1 pseudogene is annotated in these 263 nt (G+C 27.0%); it reads left to right on the top strand.

Annotated elements, in window-relative coordinates:
• A pseudogene (locus ACSBRB_RS10705) lies at positions 1–263 on the top strand (dihydropteridine reductase); the annotation flags it as partial.

Here is a 263-nt window from a genome sequence, read left to right as displayed (position 1 = left end):
GACAGGAAGTAGCAATTTTTAAAACACATTCAAATATTCCACTAAAAAGAGAAAGTAAAAATGTGTATTTACTATCTTCTGGCGTTGGTTTGGCAACAAATAGACCAATAGTACTTAAATATTTAGAGAACGCTAAGGATGTTAATAAAATACATTCTATAAATGTTGATTCATCTAGAGAATTCTTATTTACAGATATATTTAAGTCAGTATCAGATAAAAAATTCACATCACAATTTGTGGATAGAAGAACATCATATTAT

The sequence above is a fragment of the Staphylococcus auricularis genome (genome assembly GCF_051172115.1).
GTDB lineage: Bacteria > Bacillota > Bacilli > Staphylococcales > Staphylococcaceae > Staphylococcus > Staphylococcus auricularis_A.
Note: the sequence above shows the minus strand (reverse complement) of the source record. Positions and strands in the feature narration are given on the sequence as shown.